Source organism: Corynebacterium sp. S5S1, from assembly GCF_001913985.1.
GTDB lineage: Bacteria > Actinomycetota > Actinomycetes > Mycobacteriales > Mycobacteriaceae > Corynebacterium > Corynebacterium marquesiae.
In genome coordinates this window covers 1-25338 of record NZ_MKXT01000011.1, presented here as the reverse complement: position 1 = coordinate 25338, position 25338 = coordinate 1, and the positions used below count along the sequence as shown (strand labels likewise).

Annotated in this window: 22 protein-coding genes; 11 read left to right on the top strand and 11 right to left on the bottom strand. The window is 59.0% G+C overall.

Annotated elements, in window-relative coordinates; translation table 11 throughout:
• Position 1: 1 nt before the first annotated feature.
• On the top strand, positions 2-592 hold the full coding sequence (locus BKN05_RS05790) for a hypothetical protein (RefSeq protein ID WP_286688190.1): 591 nt from the start codon (positions 2-4) through the stop codon (positions 590-592).
• Here the strand turns inward: BKN05_RS05790 and nrfD are convergent.
• From nrfD to BKN05_RS05765, 5 genes are all read right to left on the bottom strand, one after another.
• Entirely contained in the window at positions 589-1704 is a 1116-nt protein-coding gene (gene nrfD, locus BKN05_RS05785) for an NrfD/PsrC family molybdoenzyme membrane anchor subunit (RefSeq protein WP_286688189.1), read from the bottom strand. The genes BKN05_RS05790 and nrfD overlap by 4 nt on opposite strands.
• Positions 1701-2759 (bottom strand): 4Fe-4S dicluster domain-containing protein, encoded by a 1059-nt coding sequence (locus BKN05_RS05780; protein WP_286688188.1) that lies wholly within the window; start codon positions 2757-2759, stop codon positions 1701-1703. The genes nrfD and BKN05_RS05780 overlap by 4 nt, the downstream gene beginning before the upstream one ends.
• Positions 2760-6026, bottom strand: a complete 3267-nt coding sequence (gene fdnG, locus BKN05_RS05775; protein WP_286688187.1) for a formate dehydrogenase-N subunit alpha — start codon at positions 6024-6026, stop codon at positions 2760-2762.
• 47 nt (positions 6027-6073) lie between these two features.
• Positions 6074-6661: a pyroglutamyl-peptidase I gene (gene pcp, locus BKN05_RS05770; RefSeq protein ID WP_238801628.1), complete on the bottom strand. Its 588-nt coding sequence runs from the start codon at positions 6659-6661 to the stop codon at positions 6074-6076.
• 190 nt (positions 6662-6851) lie between these two features.
• Complete coding sequence (locus tag BKN05_RS05765; RefSeq protein WP_286688186.1) at positions 6852-7934, bottom strand: thermonuclease family protein; 1083 nt, start codon at positions 7932-7934, stop codon at positions 6852-6854.
• Between the two features lie 281 nt (positions 7935-8215).
• Here BKN05_RS05765 and BKN05_RS05760 point away from each other — a divergent pair, with 281 nt between their 5' ends.
• The gene (locus tag BKN05_RS05760; RefSeq protein WP_286688185.1) at positions 8216-9577 is read left to right on the top strand and encodes a dicarboxylate/amino acid:cation symporter; all 1362 of its coding nucleotides are present in this window, start codon (positions 8216-8218) and stop codon (positions 9575-9577) included.
• Positions 9578-9644: 67 nt separating this feature from the next.
• On the opposite strand, the gene BKN05_RS05755 is transcribed toward BKN05_RS05760, so the two are convergent.
• Positions 9645-10568 (bottom strand): PRC and DUF2382 domain-containing protein, encoded by a 924-nt coding sequence (locus tag BKN05_RS05755; protein WP_049378474.1) that lies wholly within the window; start codon positions 10566-10568, stop codon positions 9645-9647.
• A 513-nt stretch (positions 10569-11081) separates the two neighbouring features.
• The gene (locus BKN05_RS05750) at positions 11082-11993 is read right to left on the bottom strand and encodes a cation diffusion facilitator family transporter (protein ID WP_049378473.1); all 912 of its coding nucleotides are present in this window, start codon (positions 11991-11993) and stop codon (positions 11082-11084) included.
• Positions 11994-12346: 353 nt separating this feature from the next.
• Here BKN05_RS05750 and BKN05_RS05745 point away from each other — a divergent pair, with 353 nt between their 5' ends.
• Positions 12347-13537, top strand: coding sequence for an IS1249 family transposase (locus BKN05_RS05745; RefSeq protein ID WP_165764378.1), 1191 nt, complete (start codon positions 12347-12349; stop codon positions 13535-13537).
• 102 nt (positions 13538-13639) lie between these two features.
• On the opposite strand, the gene BKN05_RS05740 is transcribed toward BKN05_RS05745, so the two are convergent.
• Together BKN05_RS05740 and ychF are read right to left on the bottom strand one after the other, a co-directional pair.
• A complete protein-coding gene (locus tag BKN05_RS05740; RefSeq protein WP_284821680.1) occupies positions 13640-14173 on the bottom strand; it encodes a type 1 glutamine amidotransferase domain-containing protein in 534 nt (177 codons plus the stop codon).
• Between the two features lie 127 nt (positions 14174-14300).
• The gene (gene ychF, locus BKN05_RS05735) at positions 14301-15386 is read right to left on the bottom strand and encodes a redox-regulated ATPase YchF (protein WP_239228025.1); all 1086 of its coding nucleotides are present in this window, start codon (positions 15384-15386) and stop codon (positions 14301-14303) included.
• 47 nt (positions 15387-15433) lie between these two features.
• Between ychF and BKN05_RS05730 the strand changes: the two genes are divergently transcribed.
• From BKN05_RS05730 to BKN05_RS05720, 3 genes are all read left to right on the top strand, one after another.
• A complete protein-coding gene (locus tag BKN05_RS05730) occupies positions 15434-16903 on the top strand; it encodes an AI-2E family transporter (protein WP_286688184.1) in 1470 nt (489 codons plus the stop codon).
• A gap of 36 nt (positions 16904-16939) precedes the next feature.
• Entirely contained in the window at positions 16940-18010 is a 1071-nt protein-coding gene (locus BKN05_RS05725) for a DNA recombination protein RmuC (RefSeq protein ID WP_198493243.1), read from the top strand.
• A gap of 62 nt (positions 18011-18072) precedes the next feature.
• Positions 18073-18876: a DUF6542 domain-containing protein gene (locus BKN05_RS05720; RefSeq protein WP_286688183.1), complete on the top strand. Its 804-nt coding sequence runs from the start codon at positions 18073-18075 to the stop codon at positions 18874-18876.
• 65 nt (positions 18877-18941) lie between these two features.
• On the opposite strand, the gene BKN05_RS05715 is transcribed toward BKN05_RS05720, so the two are convergent.
• Positions 18942-19892: a 4-hydroxy-3-methylbut-2-enyl diphosphate reductase gene (locus BKN05_RS05715; protein WP_286688182.1), complete on the bottom strand. Its 951-nt coding sequence runs from the start codon at positions 19890-19892 to the stop codon at positions 18942-18944.
• Positions 19893-20033: 141 nt separating this feature from the next.
• On the opposite strand from BKN05_RS05715, the gene xseA reads away from it, so the two are divergent.
• The 3 genes from xseA to BKN05_RS05700 are packed head-to-tail and all read left to right on the top strand — an operon-like array spanning position 20034 to position 21934.
• Positions 20034-21275: an exodeoxyribonuclease VII large subunit gene (gene xseA / locus BKN05_RS05710; RefSeq protein WP_238801620.1), complete on the top strand. Its 1242-nt coding sequence runs from the start codon at positions 20034-20036 to the stop codon at positions 21273-21275.
• A 21-nt stretch (positions 21276-21296) separates the two neighbouring features.
• Complete coding sequence (locus BKN05_RS05705; protein ID WP_005327444.1) at positions 21297-21566, top strand: exodeoxyribonuclease VII small subunit; 270 nt, start codon at positions 21297-21299, stop codon at positions 21564-21566.
• Entirely contained in the window at positions 21566-21934 is a 369-nt protein-coding gene (locus BKN05_RS05700) for a hypothetical protein (RefSeq protein ID WP_225747186.1), read from the top strand. The genes BKN05_RS05705 and BKN05_RS05700 overlap by 1 nt, the downstream gene beginning before the upstream one ends.
• Here BKN05_RS05700 and BKN05_RS05695 read toward each other — a convergent pair.
• Positions 21918-22487, bottom strand: a complete 570-nt coding sequence (locus BKN05_RS05695; RefSeq protein WP_286688181.1) for a DUF4245 domain-containing protein — start codon at positions 22485-22487, stop codon at positions 21918-21920. The genes BKN05_RS05700 and BKN05_RS05695 overlap by 17 nt on opposite strands.
• Before the next feature lie 188 nt (positions 22488-22675).
• On the opposite strand from BKN05_RS05695, the gene glpX reads away from it, so the two are divergent.
• A complete protein-coding gene (glpX, locus tag BKN05_RS05690; RefSeq protein ID WP_286688180.1) occupies positions 22676-23689 on the top strand; it encodes a class II fructose-bisphosphatase in 1014 nt (337 codons plus the stop codon).
• Between the two features lie 85 nt (positions 23690-23774).
• Positions 23775-25175 (top strand): class II fumarate hydratase, encoded by a 1401-nt coding sequence (locus BKN05_RS05685; RefSeq protein ID WP_239228018.1) that lies wholly within the window; start codon positions 23775-23777, stop codon positions 25173-25175.
• Positions 25176-25338 lie beyond the last annotated feature (163 nt).

Sequence of the window (25338 nt, the reverse complement as noted above, 5' to 3'; positions counted from 1 at the left end):
GATGCAGCGACAGGTCCCTTTTCTCCTCGCCCTTTCCTCCACCACCCTTGCTGCGGCGGGGCTGGTGGGGTGCTCGTCCGAGGAGGCATCGCCAAGCGAATGCTCCCCTGTTGATAGTGCCGCGGTGCGCGAGGCCCTGCCAGATTCGCTCGGCAAGTCGAAGCTCGACCCACACTCCACCGACGAGGATGAACATTCCTTCTCAGTGCTCTACCGTGCACAGGATGACGAGCAAGTCAGCCTGCTGGGGACGAAATATGAGGCCGAGGGCTCACCCGTCTGCCCCGATGACCCCAATGAGGCAGCGCAGCGCTACTTAGAGCTGCTGCACGACGACCTCGATGCCCAAAACGCCGACCAGCAGCGCCCCGCCAATGAGTACTCCCCCTTCGAGTTCACCGCCGCTGACAGGCGGTTTTATTGCTCCGCCTGGCCGGTCGAAGAGTCAGTGTCTACCACCTGCGTCACCACCGTGGGCGATGTGGCGCTGAACTACTACCTCCACCGTGATGGTCGCGACTCCGCAGCCGAGCAACAACGCATGGAAGACATCGGCTCGGAGCTCGCCCCCGCCCTGCAGGACCTGGACTAGTCCGGGCTCACCACATCGTGGTCGAGGCCCTGCTCGCGCCGGCGCCTTTCCGCCCGGCGCTTCTGCGGCCCGATGGTGGTCTCCGGATTCTTCACCGCTTCCAGCCCGGCATTGAGCACGCCAAAGCGCGTGCACGCCGAGCCTGCCAAGAGCGATAGCCCCGCAACCACCGAGACTGCCCGCGACTTCGTCACCGCAGCCACTGCACTACCGACACCGCCAGCCGCGATGAAGTATTCCGAGGCCTTCATCAACGCGCCCGGCCTGCCCTCGTGCAGCGCCTCGCGCGGCTCCGGCTCCATGCCTTCCTCCAGCACCTTGGTCGCCACCAGATCGCTGGCTGCCGCGGCCATACCCAACACACGGGCCGGTCCCGCGTGCTCGACCGGAGTGGTCACCATAGCCAGGCCGGACGACGCCGCACCCGCCGAGGAAACGAAAACATACGGCAGGTGCTTTTTCATGTCATTCCACACCGGGTTCGCGGTATTGGACAGCAATACCGCGGTATAGCCCGCGAGCGGACCACCGAGCACGCCCGCGACCGCGCCCGCCGGCCCGGCCGACTTCTTCAGCGCCGTACGCACAAACTTCGGCAGCGGCAGCTTGTGGCCGGTCGCCGCATCCACTTCCGCGGCGGCAGGCAGCGCGGCCGCGCTGGCAAAGCCCGACAAAATCCACGAGCCCATGGACATTGGCGAGGTCACCTTGAAGACACGGAACATGTTCAGGGCGCGCTCCGGGCGACCCAAATCCAGAATCAAAAAGACCGATCCCACGGCCGCCGCGCCAAAGGCAGAGATCCGGGTGGTGCGCCGCAGCGGCGCATTGCCCGCGGCCTGTGCACCAGCAGCCAAGAGCCCCGAGCCACCGCTCACGCCACCCAAGAAGAAGTAGGCGCCGATGGGCCATTCCCACGGCGGAGCCTTCACCACAGGTCGGCCATAGTAAGACGAGAACTCGAAGTCCTGCGCCATGCGCTCCTCTTTGGAGCCGTCCTGCGCGCCCGCGCCTGGACGCTTCCGCTTCTTCTTCGGCTTCGTACCGTCGAACTTCCGGTAGCGATTGCGGCGCTCCGGCTGCGGTGGACGGTATTCATCAAAGTTGCTCATTTACGTCCCCCAATCAGGAAGGAACCAGCCACGGCCAACGCCATGCCGCCGATAGCCTTGGCTGCGGTCTTATACATCTGCGGCAAATCGGCCGTCGGCACGCGCGGGTCCGGCGGCAAACCGTAGACCTCAGGTGAATCCAAAAGCAGGAAGATGGAGCCGGTTCCGCCCACGCCATCGTCCTGGTTGGCACCGTAAAGGCGGGCCTCAGTAAGGCCTTGCTCGTGCAATACGCGCACGCGTTCCTTGGCTGCGGCCACCATCTCCTCGTACGGCCCGAACTGAATGGAATCAGTAGGACAGGTCTTAGAACATGCTGGCTGTTCGCCCTGCTTCAGGCGGTCGTAGCACATGGTGCACTTCTGGGCCACGCCCAAGTTCTTGATCGGCATCGCCTCGCCCGGCGTATGGTCCGGGCCCTGCGGGGCAAGTTGCTTGAGTTTTTTCAACACGTTGACACCGGCATGGGAATTATCCACGTAATCCACCGTGGCCGTCTTGTCATACTTCAGCGCCACACCGCCGTCATCGCGGCGCTCGATGACGCCAAACGGGCAGCCGGCCACGCAAGTGCCGCAGCCATTGCACACATCATCCTGGACCACAACGGTGCCAAACTCGGTGCGGAACAGCGCGCCAGTAGGACACACGTCCAAGCAGCCTGCATGCGTGCAGTGCTTACACACGTCCGAGGACATGAGCCACCGGAACGTATCCGTATCCGGCGGGGTGGTATCAACCTCTGGGGCCTGCGCGCCTACCGAAGGCATACCCAGGGAAATGAGATTCTTTCCCTCCTCCCGGGCTTGCTCGATGCGGTCATTGTTTTGCTCCACAAAGGCCACGTGCCGCCAGCTATTTGCACCCAGTGCGCCAGTGTTGTCATAGGAATCACCCGTGACGTCATAGCCTTCTACCGGGTTGCGGTTCCACTCCTTGCACGCCACCTCGCAGGCCTTACACCCGATACACACGGAAGTGTCGGTGAAAAAGGCCATGCGGCGGTACTTGTCGTAGCCGTGCCGGTTCGCGTTTTCGGTCAGAAGATTTGTCATTTACTTACCTTCTTCGCTTTCCTCGCCCTTCTCGCCGTGCTCATCCGCGTCCGCGGGCTGCTGCGGCTCTGGGTTATAGGTGAAGGAATCATCCACGGTGAGCAGATCATTACCGGAATCCAGGTTCAGGTGCGCGCGCTTCTGATACTCCTTGAGCATCTCTACACGGGCTTCACCGCGCGGGCGACGCCCCGGCTGGATATCGCAAGCGCCGATCTTGGAATTCTGGATGAATACGTTCGGCTCCAATGTAAGGCCCAGCAGATCATTGGCGCCATCGCCTGCAACGGCCGTGGAATCGGACTCGCCATAGTGATACGGCAAGCCGATCTGGTGGAACTCCTCACCATTGATCTTCATCATCTGCATGCGGTCAGTGACCAAGACCTGCGCCTCAATGACGCCGCGGGGCGAGATGATCGTGGCCCACTTGCCGTTTTCCAAGCCACGCTTTTCTGCCAAGGCCTTATCGACCTCGCAGAATAGGCCCGGCTGCAACTCCGCCAGGTACGGCAGGCGGCGCGACATCGCACCCGAGGTATACATCTCGGTGAGACGATAGGTGGAAAAGACAAACGGGAACACCTCCGAACCCGGCTCACCAGGTTCTGGGCGCGACAGGTTGTCTGGGCGCTTGATGGTCAGGCGCGTCGGCGATTGCTGTTGCTTGTACAGCACGTTGTGCACCGGGGACTCGTGCGGCTCATAGTGGGTGGGCAATGGGCCGTCGGAAAGCCCGGTCGGCGCAAAGAGCCAACCGCGGCCATCCGCCTGCATGATGAAGGCATCGGTGCCGTCGAGGGCATCCGGGCCCACGGCGTCGATCGGAGCCTTGTAGTCCGGGGACTTGGTAGCCGGGAAGTCCGGCACGTCATCGCCAACCCATTTACCCTGGTCGGCGTCCCACCACACATACTTCTTGCGCTCCGACCACGGAGTGCCGTCCGGCTTCGCCGAAGCACGGTTGTAGAGCAAGCGGCGGTTGGCCGGCCATACCCAACCCCACTCGGGAGCTACCTCGTTTTGTTCCGAACCCGGAACCTTGCGCGCGGAATGATTAATGCCGTCCTTAAACACGCCGGTGTAGATCCAGCAACCACCGGAGGTACTGCCATCGTTCTTCATCTCCACGAAGGCAGGCAAAAGCTCGCCCTTTTTCGGGCCCTCTAGGTAGTAGCCGTTGATCTCCTTGAGGATATCCTCAGAATTCGGCTCGCCTTCCTCGGTTTCCACATAGTCCCACGTGACTTTCTGCAGAGGAATATCTCGCGGATCCGTGGAATCGCGCAGGCGCTCCTTGATCTTCCTGCCCAGTTGGTAGAAGAACCACAGGTCACTTTTCGCATCGCCTGGCGGCGGTGCTGCCTGGAAACGCCATTGCAGCATGCGCTGCGTCTGGGTAAAGGTTCCCGCCTTTTCCACGTGGGTGGCCGCCGGCATCAAGAAGACCTCAGTGCCGATGTCTTCGGTCTTAAGCTCGCCGTTTTTAATCTCCGGCGAATCCTTCCAGAAGGAGGCGGTCTCAATCTCCTGGAAATCGCGTACGACCAGCCACTTCAGCGCCGCCAAGCCGCGGCGCTGCATACCGCCGTTGGACTGCGCCACGGCCGGGTTCTGGCCAAAGACAAAGTAGCCTTCCACCTGCTCATCCAGCATGGCCATGAGCGTTTCATAGGTCGAATGCGCACCAGAAATGCGCGGCATGAGGTCATAGCCCCATCCGTTGTCCTTGGTGGCTGCATCGCCCCAGTAGGACTTCATCAGCGAGACCGCATAGTTCTCACCGATCTGCCAAAAGCCCTTCTGCGACTCATTACGGATTCCATCAACGAACTCTGGCCAGCTTTGCTTGTCGACGCTCGGCATCGGCAAATATCCCGGCAAGGAGTGGAACAGAGTCGGGATATCGGTAGAACCCTGAATTGAGGCGTGGCCGCGCAGCGCCATAATGCCCGAACCTGGGCGCCCCACATTGCCGGTGAGCAGCTGCAAGATGGCCGCGGTACGAATAAACTGCGCACCCAGAGTGTGCTGGGTAAAGCCCAACGCATAAGCAAAGCAGGTGGTGCGATCCGGCGTGGAATTCCGCGCGATCGACTCCGCTAGGTAATAGAAGTCCTCCTGCGCAATACCGCAGGTCTCCTCCACTACCTCAGGCGTATAGCGCGCGTAGTGCCGCTTGAGAATCTGGAAGACCGAATTCGGATGCTCTAGCGTCTCATCGCGTTCCACATTCCACGACGCACCCTCCGGCTTCTGCACGTATTGCCACGAATCCGTGACGTACTTACCGGTCTCTGGATCATAACCAGAGAACAGACCGTCCAGATCTTCGGTGTCCTGGTAGTCCTCCGAAATGATCATCGGCGCATTGGTATACGCCACCACGTAGTCATGGAAATACAGGTCATTGTCCAGCAGGTAGTTAATGACTGCGCCCAAAAGCACCACATCCGTACCGCCGCGAATGCCAATGTGGCGATTCGCAAAGGCAGACGTGCGCGTATAACGCGGATCCACGTGAATGATGCGGGCACCACGCTTCTTGGCTTCCACCACCCACTGGAACCCCACGGGATGGCACTCGGCCATATTAGAACCCTCAATGACGATGCAGTCCGCATTCGCCATATCCTGCAGCGGTTGGGTTGCGCCGCCGCGGCCAAACGAAGTTCCTAGACTAGGAACAGTGGCGGAGTGTCATATACGCGCCTGGTTCTCGAGCTGAATCGCACCAGCGGCGGTAAAAAGCTTCTTGATGAGGTAATTTTCCTCATTATCTAAGGTCGCACCGCCCAAACCGGCAATGCCCATCGTGCGGTTGAGCGTGCGACCTTCATCGTCCACATCCTGCCAACCGTTCCGGCGGGCTTCCAAGAAACGATCCGCAATCATCTCCATCGCGGTATCTTCATCAAGATCCTGCCACTCCGTCGAGTACGGCGCACGATACTTAATCTTGGTAAGGCGCGTAGCGGAGTTAATCAACTGCTCCGACGCAGATCCCTTCGGGCACAGGCGTCCACGAGAAATGGGCGAATCCGGATCGCCCTCCACCTGAATGACGCGGTCATCTTTGACATATACGCGCTGCGAGCAACCAACCGCGCAGTACGGGCACACCGACTGCACTACGCGGTCCGCTTCCACGGTGCGCCCATGCTTATCTTTACTCTTTTGAGACTGCGTATTGACGTCCCTTCCGAAGGGATCGCCACTGCGCAGCTGGCGCACAACCGGCCAGTTGAGAGGGCTAAAGCGAGACATGTCCTTTAATCTATATTTCACCGATTAAAAAAGCCACAAAGGCTACCCTAACTAGCTTGCACCGCCCAGAGTGCCCGCTTAATCCCCCCAACGATGTCCGCCAGCTCCATCATGGGCTTATCCGTTTTCTCCTGCTCTGTAATGAACGGGACGTGGACAAATCCTGCGCGCACCTTCGCCCCTGCGAAGTGATGCAAGAGACCATAGAGCAGCTGGTTACACACGAAAGTCCCGGCCGTATTCGACAACCGCGCCGGAATATCCTCCATTGCCGCAACCATTTCCTTTACCGGCAGCGTAGAGAAATATGCCGCCGGGCCGCCTTCCACAACCGGTACATTCACCGGCTGATAACCCGCATTATCAGGAATATCGGCATCCATAACGTTAATCGCGACCCGCTCTGGGGTGATATGCGCCCGCCCACCGGCCTGGCCCAAACATACAATTGCATCGACCGCCGAACCCTCCGCGGCCTCAATCGCCCGACGCAGCGATTCCCCGAACTTCGTCGGGATCACCAGCTTGATGAGCTCCGCGTCTCCAATGCGATCCGGTAGTTGCTGAAGAGTTCGTTCCGTGGGGTTTATGCTCTCTCCGCCGAAGGCGTCGAATGCGGTTACGAGGATTTTCATGCTGCCAGTATTCCAGATCCCCGGGCCCTCCCACCCTTCGCGCTCACCAGCAACACCTGAATGGCGCTTCCCCCTAGTCTTGGTGAGCGGCAAGGGTGTAGGCCAGATTCTCCCCCCTTCCCTCACGCTCACCGGGAATGGTGGTCCAAGTACTCGGGAGCCTGCCCGTGAGCGCGAAGGACGAGGGTACCTAACCGATCTGTTGCTTGGTAGTGCAGTCGATCTTCGCGTATGAACGTCCATTCTTATCTACTGACGTCATGGCATAGTTTCCACCATAAGCGCGGCACCCAGTGTAGTTATCGACCACCGACGCCGGCTGAGGTGCGGGCTGCTGCTCGGGGGCTTTATAGTCAGCCACCTCGTCATGCGTTGGCTGCTCCGCTACCTCTACTTCCGGCGCGTCGCGTTCCTGCTGGCGAATCTCTTCTTGCCGCTGCTCTACACGGCGGCGTTCTTCTTCCTGGCGCTCCTTTTCACGCCTCTCTTCCTCTCGCTCTTTCTCCTCCAATTTCTCGAGCTCTTCGCGGGTTTGTTTCTCCTTCCCCTCAAGCTCGCGTTCCTTCTTCGCGGCAATCTCCTTGGGAGCATCCGGATACGCTGCTTTCTGGAAGGTGCTTCGATCATCTTTGTGGCGAGTCAGAACCGCTAATCCGGCCTTCGCAGCTACTGACTTGTCCAATACATCCTCGTACCCTGCAATATCAGCTTCCCCGAAAGCTGCAAATGCTGCCGCCGCAGCTTCAGCGCCGCTAAGCGCTTCGGCCATGTCCTCATCGCTGGAAACCTTGCACTCGTCCGAGACCCCAAAGATCCCTTCGCCGGCGTCTTTAGGGCCGCGTTCGGCATTGTGCACTTCGTCGTAAAACTTGTCGTTTTCGCCAAATACAACCGCCGTGGCCAGCCCTTCGGCCGCGACATCCGCGTTAATGAAGTCATCGTCAATAAAGACACCGGCAAGAGTGCGGCCATACTTGTCAGTCCGCTCGGAGTCATATTCCAACCGAACCCCCGTCCCCTTTGGCAGCCGTCCTTCCAAGTACTGCTTCGCTTCCTCCGCGAGACACTCACTCGGTTCGCCATTATGGCCGATTTCCGGCGTATCAATATTAAGTAGCCGAACGCGGGTATTTTCGCCGTCTATGTCGACGTCAATGGTGTCACCATCGATCACTCGATTGACCACCACGGTATCTTCATCACCGCCGCCTAAAGCAACGGAAGCCACTGCGCCAACTGCGAAAATGCCAACGAGAGGTTTAACCCAGCCCATGAATGTTCCTCCTGAGAAAGATAAAGAGAGTAGCTACTTAAAGTTAGCAATGGGACACGCGTGGCAGCTCAAGCTCCCCTCCCTTCGCGCTCACCAGCACCATAAAGCCAGCGCAAATCCACCTTTCCGTGAGCGCGAAAGGTGAGGTTGCGGCCACGGCAAAGCACTCGCACTTTGTACCTACAGACGTAGAAGGAATAAGCTGAGCGATGTTGAAGTTGAACAGGACAGTATCTGGAAAATAGTCCGATCTGTCCATTTTTATTTTCAAAGGAATCTTTATGTCCCAACAAGAATCTTCGCACTCCAAGCTTCCCGGCTGGGCCACGGGATTCGGTGCTCAGGTCATCGCGGGCCTCATCATCGGCCTTATCCTGGGCTTCATTGCCTCCGGCATGGATACCGACCCAGATAACCCGGGCTGGTTAACCACCCTGCTCACGGGCGTCGGCAGCGCCTACGTCCAGCTGCTCAAGGTGATGATCCCGCCACTGATCTTCGCCGCTGTTGTTACCTCCGTCGCTAATCTGCGCAAGGTTGCCAACGCCGCGTCCCTGGCAATTTCCACGCTTGTATGGTTTGCCATCACCGCATTCTTCTCCGTCTTGACGGGCATCATCGTCGCCGTCGTGATGAAGCCGGGCATCGGCACGAGCATCGATGCTGCCACCGCGCAAGACCCTTCCCACGTCGGCTCGTGGACCGCGTTCTTTGAGCAGCTTCTGCCCCAGAACTTCATGGGCCTTACCGCCTCGCTTTCCGACGGCGAAGTATCCCTCAGCTTTGGTGCCCTCCAGCTCCTCGTTATCTCGCTGACCATTGGTATCGCCGCCGTCAAGACCGGCAAGTCTGCTGAGCCTTTCCTGCGCTTTACCGAGTCCTTTCTGAAGGTCATTCAGGTCATCCTGTGGTGGATTATCCGCCTTGCCCCGATTGGCACCGCGGCCCTCATCGGTAAGGCCGTAGCTACCTACGGCTGGGATGCACTGGGCTCGCTGGGCAAGTTCGTCTTGGCCATGTACGTCGGCATGGGCCTGGTATTTGCCGTGGTCTACCCGGCAGTACTGAAATACAACAAGATCCCGGTCATCGGCTTCTTCAAGCGCGTGTGGCCCGTGACCTCCCTGGGCTTTGTCACCCGTTCTTCGATGGGCGTCATGCCAGCTACCGAGCGATTCAGTGAAAAGGCTATGGGCGTTCCATCCGAGTACGCTTCCTTTGCTATTCCGCTGGGCGCAACTACCAAGATGGATGGCTGCGCTTCCGTATACCCAGCTATCGCTGCCATCTTCGTCTCCCAGTTCTATGGCATCGACCTTGACTTCACCCAGTACCTGCTCATCATCTTCGTGTCCGTTATCGGTTCCGCCGCTACCGCAGGCACCACCGGCGCAACGGTAATGCTCACCCTGACGCTTTCTACGCTCGGCCTGCCACTGGCCGGTGTTGGTCTCCTGCTTGCCATCGAGCCAATCATTGACATGGGCCGTACCGCACTCAACGTCACCGGACAGGTGCTGTGCGCCACCATCGTGGCTAAGCGCGCCGGCATCCAGGACAAGGCAACCTGGGATGCTGCCGAGAACGGCGTCAAGCACATTATGGATTCTGACTCGGCCGAGACCATCGGAGTCAAGGCTTAAACCAGTCTCCTAAAAGGCAAAAGAAACGCCCGCAAGGTAATCCTTGCGGGCGTTTAGCTATGCGCTTTTACTTCTTGAGGCCGTCAACACCATCGGTGTCGATCTGCTCCTTGCGCAGCTCCTCAGTGTGAGTCTCGGTGTCGCGAACGGTGTCCTTCTTCAGGTTGATCTTCTCAACCGGAACGGTTTCCTTGTTCACGTTTACGCGCTCCTCGTGCAGGGTGACGGAAGCTTCCTCGGAGTCACCGGAGATAGCGCCGTTGTAGTTCTTGGCATCCTCAGCGTTGATCGGAGTGCGCTCGACGCGAACCTCTTCGCGCTCGACCGGAACCTCGACGCTCTCGGTGTCAGTCACAACGTACTTGCGCAGGCGAGCCTCACCGGTAGCCACGCGCTCCTTGTTGACGTTGAGCTGCTCCTCGGAACGGATGAGCTCGCCATCGTTGTTGGTGCGTGCAGCTGCAGCGTCATCAGCTACGCCAGCCTTGCGCTCGGTAGCAGCAGCGTCGGTGGTGTGGGTGTCTGCCTTCTTCTCGTCAGCATGTGCACCAGCAACGCCTGCACCAGCAGCGCCAGCACCAGCAGCGCCAGCACCTGCGGTCAGGTTGTGATCCTTGTCAGCGCCAGCCTGAACGTCGCGCTTGGAGTCAAGGTTGGAATCCTTGTAGTCGGTAACGTCGCGTGCGTTATCCAGACCGTAGTGCTTGAAGATATCGGACTGTGCCTCAGGGGTCAGCGGCTTATCAGAGTCGAAGTCCGGAGCATCCTTGATACGGTCCTTGGAGAAGCCCAGCTTCAGGTCATCGCCGGAGAAGTCGTGTCCACGCAGCGGAACCAGGCTGGAGTTCATGCCGAACAGGCCGTGGTTAACCTCAACGAAGGTAGGCTGGCCGGACTGGTCATCAACGAAAACCTCGTTAACGTCGCCCAGCTTCTCGCCGTTCTTGTCGTATGCGGTTGCGTTAAAGAGGTCCTTAATGTTCTTACCCATTGTCAGTAAATCCTTTCTGCTATTGGTATAGCTATCTTCAAGCAAACAAAAGGACATTTTCTAACCCCAACACGTGGAGTGTGGGGGTGAAAATCTCCAATTGATTGCTGTGACAACCACCATACGGAGAAATCAAAATTTTTCGACCGCTAGCGGAGATTTTTCTCGAGTTTGTTCACCAAAGCCAAGCTTCATGCAGCTCAGAAAGGTTGGTAACAGTTCTATAACATCGGAAAATCTGCACCATAAGCACCCGAACCGAGGAAACCGGATGTCGATTCCCTCGCCCGCAGCGCCCTAGCCGCACCCCTTCACGATCTCCAAATCGTCCACTGTTCACCACACCCCCGAAATGTGGTGACAGCTACCCCACAGAGTTCTTTAACGAGGGTGTACTTTTCTCCCAATATCCACAGGCGGTATACAGGCCCGTACACCCGAACAGGCCTACACACATATTGGTCTAGTGCGCATTCACCTCAGCTGTCGGCAGAAAGCTGAGAAGATTAAGTCTTAGCGGAATAGGTACGGACGCCGATTTTCCAGGCCGGCTGGTTCCACATGAATGAACGCACTGCAGCCTGGGTAAAGCTCGTCGAGGGCAATTTCCACTGCGTCTGCAACCTCGTGAGAGTGCATGACGCTCCACTCCCCTGGCACCTCCATGGTCAGGTACACCAACCGCTGGCGGCCAGAGGCCACGGTGCGACGATCTGTGAAGTTTACCGAGTGTTCCTGCTCCAGCCGAACTAGGAGCTGCCTAATGTTCTGACGCTCGTCGTCGGGAAGCGCCTCAGAAAGCAGGCTACTCACCGAATCGCGCAGGAGGCTATAGCCCGTCCATAAGATATTGATGCCCACTGCGAGCGCCACTACAGGATCCAGCCACCACCAGCCAGTAAGGAATACGGCGGCGATGCCGACAAGGACGCCGACGGAAGTCCAGACGTCGGTAAGCAAATGGTGCCCATCCGCCTCCAAGGTGGCGGAACGGTAGCGCTTACCTGCATGTATGAGCGCGATACCCACCGCGCCGTTGAGCACGGACGAAAGCGTTGACAACGCCAAGCCCCAGCCCGGCTCTTCAATCGGCTGCGGAACAAAGAAGCGTTGGATCGCCGTGTACACGATCATGCCGGCCGCAATAAAAATCATTGCGCCCTCTACCAAGGCGGAGACATACTCGGCTTTGCCGTGGCCAAACTGGTGATTATCGTCGGCCGGCTTAGAGGCAATCCGGAGGGCATAAAAGCCGGCGACGGCCGCGACGAGATTCACGAGGGATTCGAAGGCATCAGAGAGGAAGCCCACCGAGCCGGTAAACCACGCGGCCAAGGCCTTGAGGATGATGGTAGCCACAGCGGCGGCGATGGATAGCTGCATGAAGCGCTCAAGAATGCGCTGCTCTGAGCCTATGGAGGACATAGTCACTTCTCCCTTCGGTTCGGTTGCGGACCGAAGGTCTCGTTCACGGCCGCGGGCACTGCGGGCGCTGGCTGGCCGGGCTAAACGCCAGTATGTCGACCAGTCATCTCGGAATTAACCGAGGGAACTACTCCCCTTCTGGAAATCCTAACTTTATAGGGCATGTGACACCGGCGCAAGATCGAAAAAAGGGGTTAAGTAGCAAAAAGTGTGTCTGAGTTACAGCGATCTTGCTGCTCAGGCTGGGTAAATCGGGCGGATATAAGGTCTTTATGCTTATATCCGCCCGTTTCGTGTTCAATCCATCGGAATGGCACCCGCATGTGCTAGCCGGGGGTTGGTGTGCTTTCCGGGTGAGTAAAAACAGACCACGATGCCCGGTATGTGCTGGGCAAATGAAGAAAAACGGAACCACATCCAAAGGCACAACCAGGTGGCGGTGCAAAGACCCGAACTGCGGCAGCTCCACGACACGAACTCGCACCGATCTCACGCAGGCCCGCAACTTTAAAGCCTTCGTCTCTTATGTCACCTCCACAGCGACGTTGTCTGAACTCGCCGGGCAACAAAGGGTGAGTCGTTGGACACTTGATCGCCGATTCGAACCGTTTTGGCTCATCGACGTCCCCAACGACGGTGCCCCGCAGCGCGTCTACGATCAGATCTTCATCGACGGCACCTACACCGCGGCTGGCTGCCTACTTGTGGCAGCCAGCCGCGACCACGTCATTGCGTGGCACTGGACCAAACACGAAACAGCCCACGCATACACGCAGCTACTTCGCAAAATCGCCGAGCCACTCTGCGTCGTCCTCGACGGCGGACAAGGCGCACTCACCGCGATTAAAGCCTGCTGGCCAAACGTGATGATTCAGCGTTGTCTCGTCCACGCACAACGCGTCATCCGCCGCTACACCACCTCACGGCCGCGCACCGACGCTGGCAAAACCATCTACGCACTGGCGCTGAAACTAACCCGTGTCACCACGCTCGACCAGGCACGGGAGTGGACGCTACGCCTGCACGACTTCGGTCAGGTATTCAAAGCATTCCTCAACGAGAAAACACCCGTGCCAAAAGAACGCCGAACACCCAATAACCAGTGGGAATGGACTCATCTACGGGTACGCAAAGCCTACAACTCACTGCTGCACCTCTCGCGCAACAATTGGCTGTTTACCTACCTTAAGCCACCACCGAATGCGCTTGATCCTAACCGCTGGGCTTCAACGACAAACAGTCTTGAAGGCGGCATAAACGCCCAGCTCAAACGCATCGCCGATGCGCACCGAGGCAGGTCTGGGGAACGTCAACGAAAAATGCTTGAGTGGTACCTCCACACCAAAAAGCAACTGCCTGACGATCCGCTAAATATCGCCAGGCAGTGCAATTATGGCCAAGATCAACTCGCCAAAGTCAACGATCTTGCCGAAGAAGACCACAACAAAGCCGACCAAGAAACAGGCCGACCAGCCTTCTACGACAACGCTATCCCAACCGAGTACGAACACTCGATAGGAATCAGAAAAGGCCCCATGAAGTAACTAACCGTGTACCCGCCCCGCAACACGCCGAACGGACACACATTCTGCTACTTAACCCGAAAAAAGCCACGGGAAACTCCCGTGGCTTAAACTCGTGAAGCTTTAGTGCTGGCCCTCTGCAAACTCTTCTACCAGCTTGGCGTTAAAGGCTGGCAAGTCATCTGGAGTGCGGGACGAGACCAAGCCCTGGTCGCAGTGGACTTCCTCATCTACCCAGGTGGCACCTGCATTGCGCAGGTCGGTCTGCAGGGACGGGAAGGACGTCAGGGTGCGGCCCTTGAGGGCTTCAGCATCAGCCAGGATCCATGCGCCGTGGCAGATGGCGCCGAGCGGCAGATCCTTGCTCATGTGGTTGCGCACGATTTCCACCGCAGCCTTATCCAAGCGGATGAGGTCGGCGTTATCGGTGCCGCCAGGCAGAATAATGCCGTCGAAAGACTCGCCAGTGGAGTCAGCGGTAGCGGCGTCAACGGAAATCTCCGTACCCTTCTTGCCGGTAATGGTGCCGGCCTTTGGGGCGAGGACACGCACGGTAGCGCCAGCGTTCTTCACGGCCTCTAGCGGGGAGGTCAACTCGGAGTCTTCGAAGCCATCGGTAGCGATGATGGCAATGGTCTTATTATCTAGTTCAGCCATGTTGCAGCCTCCTTTGTTCGGGTACGCCGCCCACAGTAACGCGGAAGTTTCGTCTTCGCTACCTTCTTTTCGCTTCTGCGGACAAGCCCCTCGCCCACCGCCAACACCAAGCTCAGACCGGCTGGAATTAGCCGCCGATCTTAAAGTCGCATACATCGCCGTCCTGCATGATGTAGTCCTTACCTTCTTGGCGGACCTTGCCATGCGCACGAGCCTCAGCCATGGAGCCGGCCTCTACAAGGTCATCGAAGGAAACGATCTCGGCCTTAATGAACTTCTTTTCAAAGTCAGTGTGGATGACTCCGGCTGCCTGCGGTGCGGCAGAGCCCTGCTTAATGGTCCACGCGCGCGCCTCCTTCTCCCCGGCGGTGAGGTAGGTCTGCAGCCCCAGGGTGGCAAAACCTGCCTTAGCCAGGGTGGCTAGGCCCGGCTCATCTTGGCCTACGGCCTCGAGCAGTTCGCGGGCTTCGTCTTCTTCTAGCTCGAGCAACTCGGTTTCGGTCTGCGCATCGAGGAATACGGCCTCAGCCGGGGCGACGAGCTGGCGGAGTTCTTCCTTCTTAGCGTCGTCGGTAAGCACTGCTTCATCCGAATTGAAGACATAGAGGAAGGGCTTAGCCGTCATCAGGTGCAGATCGCGCACGAGGGCGAGGTCAATCTCGCCCTCCTTCGCCGCGGCGAAGAGGGTGCGATCATCTTCCAGAATCTCCTGGGCCTTCTTGGTTGCTTCCACCTCGGCGGCCAAATCCTTATTCTTGCGCGCATCCTTTTCCAGGCGCGGCAGGGCCTTTTCGATGGTCTGGAGATCCGCAAGAATGAGCTCGGTATTAATAACGGAGATATCGTTGCGCGGGTCCACCTTGCCATCGACGTGAATGACATTGTCATCAGAGAAGGCGCGCACTACCTGGCAAATGGCGTCTGCCTCGCGGATATTGGCTAGGAACGCGTTGCCCATACCTTCACCCTGCGAAGCGCCGGAGACGATGCCGGCGATGTCCACGAAGGACACGGTGGCAGGAAGGATGCGCTCAGAGTTAAACATCTCCGCCAGTTGGGTCAAGCGGGAATCCGGCAGCTCCACCAGGCCCACATTGGGCTCGATGGTGGCAAACGGGTAGTTCGCCGCCAGGATCTCGGAACGGGTCAGGGCATTAAACAAAGTGGACTTGCCCACATTGGGCAAGCCGACGATTCCTAGTGTAAGACTCACGGGGCCAATCCTAACGCACCCGCCTTCTTTTAAGGCAAGATGGTGGGGTGAATTCTGATAACCAACCGCTGCCCGATGACCCCCAAGCGGGCTTGGGCGATAAGTTTGATGAAAGCTTCGACACTAGCAAGCTGGAGGATGTATCCCCACATCCACCAGGTGATCAGGTAGACCGCTCCGTCATCGCCGGCGAGGTGGTTAAGTCCGCCTCCCTATGGGCCGTTCGGCTGCTCATCATCTGCGTTTTCCTCTACGCCCTCTACCGTTTGCTAGGTAACTTCTGGCAGGGGCTTTTGCCGGTGCTTTTGGCCCTTATTATCTGCACCGTTCTGGCGCCGGTGGCGAAGAAGCTGCGAAACATTGGCCTTCCCGCCGCGTTGGCGGCCGCCGTCACCATTTTGGTTTCTTTCACGGCTGTTGGCGGCCTCATTGCGTTTGTTGCCCCTGATTTCATGCGGCAATCCCGGTCACTTTATTTGCAGACGGTCTCCGGCATCCAAAGCCTGCAGCTCTGGGCCCAGGGCCCACCGCTTAACCTCGATAGCGATGACATGAGTAGCTACATCGACGAGGCGGCGTCCTGGCTGCAGCAACGTGCCGGCGCCATCGCAGGCTCGGTCTTTACCGGCATCGGCACCGCCACGTCCATCTTGGTCACGCTCTTCATCGTGCTGGTGCTGACCTTCTTCTTCTTGAAGGACGGCGCCAAGTTCCTTCCTTGGCTGCGCGATGCCACGGGCAAGCGCGCCGGCTGGCACCTTACTGAGCTGCTTACTCGCGCCTGGAATACGCTGGGCGGCTTCATTCGCGCGCAAGCGGTTGTCTCGCTTGTCGACGCCGTCTTTATCGGCGTCGGCCTCGCCCTTATCGGCGTTCCGCTGGCCATGGCTTTGGCGATCATCACCTTTATCGCGGGCTTCATTCCTTTCGTCGGCGCGATTGTGGCCGGCGCCCTCTCCGTCACCATCGCGTTGGTCTCCCTTGGCGTCACCAAGGCTCTGCTCGTCCTCGGCCTAGTGTTGCTGGTCCAGCAGTTGGAAGGCAATGTTCTCTCGCCCTGGCTGCAGTCCAAGGCCATGGACCTGCACCCAGTCATCGTCCTAGTTTCCGTAACGGTGGGCTCGGCCCTCTTTGGCCTGATAGGTGGCTTCCTCGCGGTTCCGGCGGCCGCGATGTTTGCGGTGGCCTACCGCTACGGCCAAGACATGATGAAGCTGCAGTCGGGCGAAAAGACCGCCGCGGATCTGGACTTTTCTACAGTGGCTGGTTATCTCATCGGCCGCTACACCGAAGACCAAGGGCGTTATAAGCGCGAGGCATGGCTCAAGATGCCGGACTATGCAGCCCCAGAAGGCGCGTTTGCCGACGTCTCCGCGGACGGCGATTCCACTTCCCTCGACGCCGCCCTCAATGTGGAATCCACCCCCAAGGAGCATGAAAAGCCCGGCATGCGCGCAAACCTGCGCCGCGCCCGCGATGCCTTCGAAGGCCTGTTGAACGGAGATTCGAAAAAATAGTGAGTCGTGTCGGCGGCGCGTGCCATGCTGGAAGCCATGACTTCCACTTTGCCCGTGCTGCTACTTTTTATCGGCCTCATCCTCGGCGCGGTAATGGGCTGGTTAGCCCATTCTTACTCCGCTACGCGCTCCGCGCCGAGCGCCGAGCACCGCGCGCTGCAAGACTCGCAGCGCCGCCAAGCCGAACTCCAACCGCTAGAAAAGGCCATGGACCGCTTGGGATTTCAGCTCCAAGAAATTGAGGAAGACCGCACCGCGCTGCTCGCCTCCCTCTCCAGCCAGGTGCAGGCGGTGACCCGCACCTCCTCCCGCCTGACCGAACGCACCGACAAACTAGTGACCGCTTTGCGCTCACCCAATGTGCGTGGCCGTTGGGGCGAGGTGCAATTGGAGCGCGTGGTTGAGCTCGGCGGTATGACCAAACACGTGGACTTTGATTGCCAGGTCTCCGCCCCATTGGGCGGGCGCGTCGTCCGCCCTGACATGCTCATCAATTTGGCCGGTGGCCGCCACATCATCGTCGATGCCAAGGTTCCTTTTACCTCTTACCTTGACGCCCTAGAAACCGATGCCCCGGAAGAGCACGCCGGCTTCCTCCGCCGCCACGCGCATTTAATGCGCGGCCACGTCCAAGCACTATCGCAGAAGGACTATATTGAGGCCTTTCAACCAACGCCCGAGTTTGTCATCCTCTTCGTTCCCGCAGACCCCTTCCTTGATGCTGCATTATCGGTGGACCCAGAACTTATCGAGTACGCCTTTGAACGCAATGTAGTGATCGCCACCCCCAGCTCGCTTTTTGCGCTCTTGCGCACGGTGGCCATGGGGTGGCACCAGGAAGATATTTCCGCCAAGGCAAAGGAGGTCCAGCGCTTGGGGCGCGAACTGTATACGCGCCTGAATACGCTTTCTGATCACTACGGAAAGGTGGGCCATAACCTGGAAAAGGCAGTCGAAGCTTATAACGCCACGCTTTCCTCGCTCGATTCCCGCGTGGGCGTCACCGCCCGCAAATTGCATGAGATGGATATCCCGGGCCGCACGGATCGCACCCCGCGGGAGCCCTTGCCAATTGATACGTGGCCACGCGGAAATTCGGCACTATAAATCCGCCGCTTTCGTGCGTGGAAATAGCCATAGGCCGGCGGCAACCGGTAGGATCTTCCGACGTGTCACAAGCCAAGCAAAGAAAGTCCTCCGCCGCCCAAAGCTCCGGTCTCCCCAGCATCGCGCTGGGCAAGGGCCTTGGGCTGCTCGCGGCACTCTTGCTCACCGGCGCGTTTATTTCCATTCTGATGGGTTCCATCGGGTGGGCTTACCTCGCGTTCCTTGTCATCGGCTCACTGCTGGTGGCGCTCATCGTAGAAGAGCGGGGTCTTTTCCTCACCGTGGCTTCTATCCCCATTGTGTATGCCATAACGGTGGTCGTGGCCGGTTTCTTTATCACCAAGGCCAACTTGCCAGAGGGCGCATCGGCGTTTTCCAAGACGGCGATCGTCACCGCGGCTTTCCCCCTTGTCCAGAAGTTCCTGTGGCTCCTTATTGCCTTGGTGGGCGCGGCACTCATCGCCTGTCTGCGCTGGGCGCGCTTCCGCAAGACGGCCAAGCGCACCGCCGAAATGGAAACCGCTTCCCGCCGTACCAACGCCGAACAAGACCGACGCAACCGCGAGGAACGCCTATCGGTTGCAGATTTGATGGCTCGCGATAAACCGGCAAAGAACTCCAAGCGGTCTCAAGCCGCTCCGCAGCGCGCCCGCGCCTCGCACACGCTGAAGAAGTCACGCCCCGCGCCCAAGGATCGCCTACGCGGTCGCGACCGTGAAGAGCGCCGCCGAATGCAACAAGAGGAACGCGACAATCCACTGCGCCCTGATCCAGCCCGGCGCGCTGGCGATTCCGTTCCGGCGTCTCAGCAGGAGAAGGAACAGCCCAAGCAAGGTTGGGACGATAACCTCTACGACGAGGATTAAAGCAAAAAGAAAGGCCCGTTTGCGGGCCTTTCTTCCGTTTTAACTGCCGTATAGGCAAACGCTACTTAGGTGCGTGCTGGGCGCAGGTCGCGCGGTAGGGCGAAGGTAATCGTCTCGGTAGAGGTCGTTACTTGTTCTACGTCGCTGTAACCGCGCTCGTCCAGGAACTCCAGTACTTCGCGTACCAGCAACTCAGGTACCGAAGCACCGCAGGTTACGCCGACCGTCTGGACGCCTTCCAACCAAAATTCGTCGATTTCCTTGGCAAAATCCACGAGGTGGGAAGTCTTGGCGCCTGCCTCAAGCGCCACCTCAACCAAACGCACCGAGTTAGAAGAGTTCTCAGAGCCCACCACAATCATCAGGTCGCACTGTGGGGCGATGGCCTTGACGGATTCTTGGCGGTTTTGGGTGGCGTAGCAAATATCGTCTGAAGGCGGGTTCTCCAAGTGCGGGAAGCGCTCGCGCAGCTTATTGACGGTGGTGATGGTCTCATCCACCGATAGCGTGGTCTGGGACAGCCAGATAAGCTTCTCATCCTGCAGGAACTCTGGCAGCTTGGCGACGTCCCCGACGCCATCCACGAGGTGGGTGACCTCAGGTGCCTCGCCGGCGGTGCCTTCTACTTCTTCGTGGCCTTCGTGGCCAACCAGAAGGATGTGGTAGCCATCGCGCTGGAAGCGCTGGGCTTCCTTGTGCACCTTGGTAACCAATGGGCAGGTGGCGTCCAAAGTAAGCTGCTTGCGCTGCGTTGCTTCTGCGCGCACGGCAGGCGAAATACCGTGGGCGGAGAAGACTAGGTGGGCGCCTTCTGGTGCCTCAGAGGCCTCGTCGACGAAGATGACGCCGCGGTCTGCCAGAGATTCTACGACGTAACGGTTGTGCACGATTTGTTTTCGTACATAAATGGGCGCGCCGTACTTTTCCAGCGCCTTTTCTACGGTCTCGACCGCGCGGTCCACGCCTGCGCAGTATCCGCGCGGGGCCGCGAGGAGAACATTTTTACCATCAGTCATGGCTCCCAGAGTATCGAAACACTACGCAAAACAATAGTGGGGCCTAACGTCACCTTTCTGGCTACCCCGAGCGGGGCAATAGACCGCGCTGGCCCCTAAACTAGACGGAAGAACACGGCAGACTGAAGAAAGGGAGGCTGTGTGAATCAACCGGCAAATACTCCGGATACTCCCTGGCCCGTTGGCAAGGTCAATGACCAAGTCAAGGGCTGGATCGAGCGCCTGGGTTACCTGTGGGTAGAGGGTCAGTTGACCCAAATTAACTTCAAGCCCACCTGGAAGCTGTCCTACCTCACTCTGCGTGACGTACAGCAGGAAAAGTCCGTGCAATTGACTTGCCCATCATCGATGTTGCAGTCATTGTCAGCACCGCTGAAAGACGGCGACCGCGTCATTGTCCACGGTAAGCCCGCCTTTTACGCTGGACGCGGATCCTTTTCACTGTGGACCACCGAAATTCGTCATGTGGGCATTGGCGATCTGCTTGCTCGCATTGAAAAGCTGCGCCAACAGCTAGCTGCTGAAGGCCTTTTCGATCCCGCACGCAAGCGACCTCTCCCCTACCTGCCGCACAAAATTGGGCTGATTACCGGCCGTGGTTCTGCTGCAGAGCGGGATGTGATGGCGGTAGCCCATGACCGCTGGCCGGCGGTGCAATTCCGCGTCCTCAATACCGCGGTTCAGGGTGCGAATACCGTACCCGAGGTTATTGATGCGCTCCAGCAGCTTGATGCGGATCCTGAGGTGGACGTCATCATCATCGCCCGTGGCGGCGGCTCCGTGGAAGATCTGCTGCCCTTCTCGGAAGAAGCACTGCAGCGCGCAGTGGCGGCGGCCGGCACCCCGGTAGTCTCTGCCATTGGCCACGAGCCGGATAGCCCAGTGCTCGATAACGTCGCCGACCTGCGCGCCGCCACGCCTACCGACGCCGCAAAACGCGTCGTGCCCTCTGTGGCCGAGGAACGCGCCATCGTCGCAGAGGCTCGCTCTCGCATGGCGGCCGCGCTGCGCGGCTGGGTGGAAAGGGAACGTCGCGGCCTCGACAATATTCGTTCCCGGCCTGTCATGGCAGACCCGATGACCCCTATCCGTGCGCGCCGCGAGGAGGTGGAGCGAACCCGCGCTACCATGCGGCGAGAAATTGAAGTCATGGTGGAGCGGGAAACCCGCCACGTGGAATCGCTGCGCGCCCGCGTATCGGCGTTGGGACCGTCGGCGACTCTCGCCCGCGGATACTCCATTGTCCAGGTAGTGCCCAAGGACGGTTCCGGGCCCGAGGTTGTCACCTCTTATAAGCAATCCCCGCCTGGCGCTCAACTGCGCATTCGCGTGGGCGACGGATCTATTACCGCAGTTTCTATGGCCTCCCAGGCCGCCGATTAATCACCAACCGAGGAGAAAATCATGTCCGATGACACCATTGGTACCGGCCAGCCAGGCCAGGATGCTTTTACCCCAGTAGAAGAATTGAGCTATGAGCAAGCCCGCGATGAGCTTATTGAGACCGTGAAGATTCTCGAGCTTGGGCAGATGGGCTTGGATGAGTCGCTAAAGTATTGGGAGCGCGGCGAGGCCCTTGCGCGTGCGTGCGAGGCGCACCTCGACGGCGCGGCGAAGCGTGTGGAAGACGCGCTCGATAAGGCCGAGGACGCAGACGCTGAAGGAGACGAGTAGTGCAGATCTATGGTTATCCAGGCGAGCGCGTGGATTTTGTGTCGAAATCCGCGGCCGCCGGTTCCATCATGGCGGGCGATTCCCGAGATTTCGTAGAAGAATTCTTCGGTCCTGCACACACCCGCGACGATAATGAGGTGAGCTACTTCTCCCGATCCGTGGTGCTGCGCTTTACGGACGACAAAGTACGCGAGATTGCTATTTATCCGCAGCGCTCGCAGCGTGAGCGCATCGATGTCTTTGCCGGAAAGACACGCCTCAGCGGCCTGGATGCGGAGGCTTTGGCGAAGGTTATTGCCCAGGCCGGCGACGGTCTTAGCGCTACCGCCGCGAAAGAAGGCTTGGGCGAGGTTATTTTTCGGCTATAGGTGCGGCGTCGATAAACGCAGCGGTAGCAGCCTCAAAGTCACTGTCGTCCGCAGCGCCGGAAATGATGAGGCGGGCATCGCCCAAATCCGTAACCCACAGGCGGCGCACGGAATCATCGTCGCTTTCTAGCACCCGCACTTGGTGCCCCTTGACCTCGCGGGCGGATTCAATGCCGCGGTAGTTGGCGTCGTACGTCTCGCCTGCCTTATCGGCCGCGACCTGCGTTTGCGTAGACTCCACAAACCCTTGGTCAGCGGTCACCCAACTGACCACGGTGGCGTTCTCGCCGCCCATATCTACACGGCGGGCAGCATTGGCCTCCCAACCCTCTGGCATTTTGGGATTGCGAATTGCACCGACCCCTGCGCGGGCTTGGGTGTCTAGGAAGGTTTGTTCATCCACTTCCTGCACCGCGCCCTGCTGGGTTTCGGAGTTAATTGAGCACAGGCCGGTCGCTCCCACGGCGAGCAGCATCATAATCACCACGACTGCGAGGGACAGGGAGATGTCCTTCGCGCCTTCAAAAATCTTTGGTCTTTCTTCTGCAGCCACGCGCCTTAGTATCGCACGGCCTGCTTTCAAAAAGCCACACGGCCCCTTTTGCCCCGAAAGATCTGCCAATCCCCCACAAATGGGGCGCAAAATCGAACCCATTAGAGCAAAAAAGTGCGAGAATGGAAAGGTAGAGCATCAAGGGGAACACCCCTCGATGAGAAAACTATGGAAGGCAACCACTACACATGTCCGAAAATACGTCTTATCTTCCTGACCGCAACCTGGCAATGGAACTGGTTCGTGTCACCGAGGCAGCAGCACTCGCTTCCGGCCGTTGGGTAGGCCGCGGCCAGAAGAATGAGGGCGATGGCGCGGCGGTCGACGCCATGCGCAAGCTCATCAATTCCGTAGCGATGAACGGCGTCGTTGTCATTGGTGAGGGCGAAAAGGATGAGGCCCCCATGCTCTTTAACGGCGAAGAGGTAGGCACCGGCGAGGGTGCCGCCATGGATATCGCCGTAGACCCGGTCGACGGTACCCGTTTGATGGCAGAAGGCCGCCCCAACGCCATCTCCGTCATTGCGGCTGCCGAACGCGGGACCATGTATGACCCTTCCGCAGTCTTCTACATGGAAAAGATCGCCGTTGGCCCCGAGGCAGTTGGCGCTATCGACATCAACGAGTCCGTGGAATGGAATATCCAGTCCGTGGCGAAGGCGAAGAATATTCGCCCCTCCGATCTGACCGTGGTGGTTCTTGACCGCCCACGCCACGAGCAGCTCATCTCTGAAATTCGCGCCGCAGGCGCCAAGGTGCGTCTCATTATGGATGGCGACGTAGCCGGCGCCATCGCCACCTGCCAGGATTCCAACTCCATCGACATAATGATGGGCATCGGCGGTACCCCGGAGGGCATCATCACCGCCTGCGCTATGCGCTGCATGGGCGGCGAAATCCAGGGCAAGCTGTGGCCGAAGGATGAAGAGGAAGCAGAAAAGGCCCGCGCCGCCGGCCACGATTTGGACCGCGTCCTCAAGACCAATGATCTGGTCTCCTCTGAGAACTGCTACTTCGCTGCCACCGGCGTGACCAATGGTGACATGCTGCGCGGCGTTTCCTACCGCAATTCCGGCGCTACTACCCGCTCGTTGGTTATGCGCTCCAAGTCCGGCACCATCCGCTACATCGACTCCATCCACAAGCTGTCCAAGCTGCAGGAGTATTCCGTCGTGGACTACGACACGCCAACCAAGAAGTAGGGTTCACCCCCGAAGGCGGCCCTTCTTTTGGTTCTCCGCCATACTGGAAAGCACACACTACCCAATTAACTGAGGTGATCTTCACATGACTGAATACCGCATTGAACATGACACCATGGGCGAAGTTAAGGTTCCTGCAGATGCCCTGTGGCGTGCACAGACCCAGCGCGCAGTGGACAACTTCCCGATTTCCGGCCGTGGCCTGGAAAATGCACAGATTCGCGCCCTTGGCCTGCTTAAGGCAGCCTGCGCTCAGGTAAATAAGGATTCCGGCAAGCTGGATGCGGATAAGGCCGATGCCATCATTGCTGCCGCCACCGAAATCGCCGAGGGCAAGCATAACGACGCCTTCCCCATCGACGTATTCCAGACCGGCTCCGGTACCTCGTCCAATATGAACACCAATGAGGTCATCGCCTCCTTGGCGCATAACAATGGCGTGGAAATTCACCCGAATGACCACGTAAACATGGGCCAGTCTTCCAATGACACCTTCCCCACCGCTACGCACGTGGCTGCTACGGAAGCTGCCGTTAATGACCTCATCCCGGGCCTGAAAGTCCTCCACGAGTCCTTGACCAAGAAGGCCAAGGAATTCGCTGATGTGGTCAAGGCCGGCCGCACCCACCTGATGGATGCCACCCCGGTTACCCTGGGCCAGGAATTCGGCGGCTACGCCCGCCAGATCGAGTTGGGTATCGAACGCATCGAGGCCACCCTGCCGCGTCTGGGCGAGCTGGCCATCGGCGGTACCGCCACCGGCACCGGCTTGAATACCTCCGCCGACTTCGGCGCCAAGGTCACCGAGGAGCTGAAGAAGCTCACCGGCGTGAAGGAACTGAAGGAAGCGGAAAACCACTTTGAGGCCCAGGCTGCCCGCGATGGCTTGGTGGAATTCTCCGGCGCCATGCGCTCGATTGCCGTATCCCTCAATAAGATTGCCAATGACCTGCGCATGATGGGATCCGGCCCCCTGACCGGCCTGGCCGAGATTCACCTGAAGGACCTGCAACCGGGTTCCTCCATCATGCCGGGTAAGGTCAACCCGGTTATCCCAGAGGCTGTCACCATGGTGGCCGGCCAGGTGGTAGGCAACGACGCAGCCGTAGCCTTCGGCGGCGCCCAGGGCCACTTTGAGCTCAACGTCTTCATCCCGATGATGGCGCGCAACGTACTCGAGTCCGCTCGCCTGCTTGCTAATGCTTCCCGCGTCTTCGCCGATAAGTGCATCGATCACATCGAGGCCAACGAGGAGCGCATGAAGCACTTTGCGGAGTCGTCCACCTCCATCGTGACCCCGCTCAACTCTGCCATCGGCTACGAGAACGCAGCCAAGGCGGCAAAGCACGCCCTGCACGAGAAGATCACCGTCCGCCAGGCCGTTATTGACCTGGGCTTCGTCGACGGCGAAAACCTCACCGAGGAGGAGCTGGATAAGCGCCTCAACGTGTTGAGCATGACTAACCGCGACCGCGATAACTTCTAAGTAGTCGCTGCACCGCCACCCCGCCCGGGCAGGACTCGGGCGGGGTTTCGCATGCCTGGGGTAAGGCTTGATTTCTAGTGGTCGTGGAAACACCTGACATGGGTTAGGTGATTGTGTGGAGTCGAAATGGGTTCCGGATTCTGCTGTTGTGGCGCGGTTTGCG